The organism is Kistimonas scapharcae (assembly GCF_039540975.1).
Taxonomy (GTDB): Bacteria; Pseudomonadota; Gammaproteobacteria; order Pseudomonadales; family Endozoicomonadaceae; genus Kistimonas; species Kistimonas scapharcae.
On record NZ_BAABFL010000266.1, the window covers coordinates 1 to 1,970 of the forward strand.

Genomic DNA, 1,970 nt, shown 5'->3' on the forward strand with positions numbered 1-1,970 from the left:
TATTGCCCTGAACCTTCTCAACGATGTGAAAAGCTTTAGCGGTGGTATGAAAAGAAAGCAGAAGAAAGCTTCACGAAGCACAGGGTTTCTGGCTGAAGTCCTTGCGGGGCAAGGGGCTTCATGATCTTGCCGTGGCCCATACCCTTTGCTACTCACTCTGTTTGAGTTAATAGGCTTCAAACGTGAGTGCTCGCTGCGTTTTCAACGAGTACCAATATGTAACATCTGGCTGATCGCTTGAATGATCGGGTGAATCGTTTTTTCAATGTAAAAACATACACATCAATAATGCTGTCTCATTTTTATGTGTGCTATCTGGAAGTGTGCGTTTAGTGTTGCATGTCATGATGAATTCAAAGAAAGTCCATCGGCTTGCCGGCATCATTATGCTGGTACCCTTAATTCTGTGGGCGCTGACCGGTGTGATCTTTTTGGTTAAGCCCGGTTACGAAGCGGCTTATGAAAAGCTGCCTGTCAGGCTTTACGCAATGGATGGGTCGATGACGATAACCCCTGATGCGGGTTGGCAGGAAATATCCATAAAGCGCAGTATTCTGGGATACCATCTTATTGTTCAAGAGGATGGCCATTGGCAGCAGCTTGACCTGGAAACCCTGGGGGAAAGACCTCTTCCCTCAAAGCAACAGCTGTTGGCATTGGTGAATGATGCTATCACTGCGAACCCAGAGCGTTATGGAAGCATTGTCACGGTGGAAGGTGACCGGTTATTCACCGATACCGGTGTTGAGATATCGGTGGATTGGCCACGATTAGCGCTTCAGCAAACGGGAACTGATACGCGGATGATACGCACTCTCTATAAAATACATTACCTGCAGTGGTTAGGGGATTCATGGCTCAATAAGGTGCTCGGTGTTTTGGGTCTTGCCGCCCTTTTCGTGGTGACGCTTTTTGGGCTTTTAGCGTATGTTAATGGGAATAAGTATAGAAATACTCAATAACCATTCATGTGCATTGCGGTGAATGAAAATTGTCATGTCTATTTAATCATGTCTCGTGCACGTAAAGTTGAGATTAAATCTTAAAGAGCCGGTTTGACCTGATTATGTAACAGGCGATGTATCCCAGCTGGTTCTTGGAAAATTCAAAGGCGAAATCGGGAGAGTGACCGAAGTGCGTTTGTGTTTCGAGGCCATGCCATGGACAGATTTGGCTCTGTCGACACTGGTTAACCAACCCGCATTGATGAAGTCAGACTGACTGTACCAATCTCGTGGATCCATTAATCTTCTGCATTGTGGTAACGGCTGGTTTTAGGCGGAGTACGGTAAAGACGATTTTAGGCAGGTGGTTAGCGCACAGGCGGGTAAAAAACTTGTGTGGTCTACTGATTGTCTTGGCAATACTGAAAAAATGTTTCTACCCCTTATTAACTTCAGACTATTCAATCGAGCTATGACAAAATTACCCAGAAAGAACAAGCATTGGATGAAAGAAATCTCCGATGCGATCAGTGAGTCAATCAAGTTGGCCGAGGCGGAGTCCGGTGTTTTGAGTACTGGTGCAAAGGAAAATCTATTCAAGTATGCCGCCATGTTTGCCGCGAAAAACCGGGCCGTGCAATCCAGGGAAGATCGTGTTGCGATGAGCCGTTACGCGGCACAGGCTCGGGCGCGGGATTTCCAGCTGTCTCCCGGTGATGTGAACAATTATGACATCAATTTTATGCTGGCGTATCTTGATGCTCACCGGAGCTTGGATCTTATTTCCGAGAAAAAGCTCGACGATATCATGATGTTCATGACGGCAGAATTTAAACCGCTCATCCAGAAAGCATAAAGGGGCAAGGGGGCGGTGGGGGAACAGGTTTCAGGCCATTTTCTGCAAAGTAGCACAAAGCCGTGAGGCCTGTCATTGATGATATGAGTGACCTTAAATCCCGCTTAACCTTGGGAATGTGAGCAAGCTGGCCGTACTTTTGGCAACAGAGTACAGTTTTTGCACAAAAC

Annotated in this window: 2 protein-coding genes; both read left to right on the top strand. The window is 46.5% G+C overall.

Annotation, left to right across the window (positions count from 1 at the left end):
- Positions 1-344 precede the first annotated feature (344 nt).
- Complete coding sequence (locus ABD892_RS10905; protein WP_345195670.1) at positions 345-962, top strand: PepSY domain-containing protein; 618 nt, start codon at positions 345-347, stop codon at positions 960-962.
- A 487-nt stretch (positions 963-1,449) separates the two neighbouring features.
- A complete protein-coding gene (locus ABD892_RS10910) occupies positions 1,450-1,800 on the top strand; it encodes a hypothetical protein (protein WP_345195671.1) in 351 nt (116 codons plus the stop codon).
- The last annotated feature ends 170 nt before the right edge of the window (positions 1,801-1,970 follow it).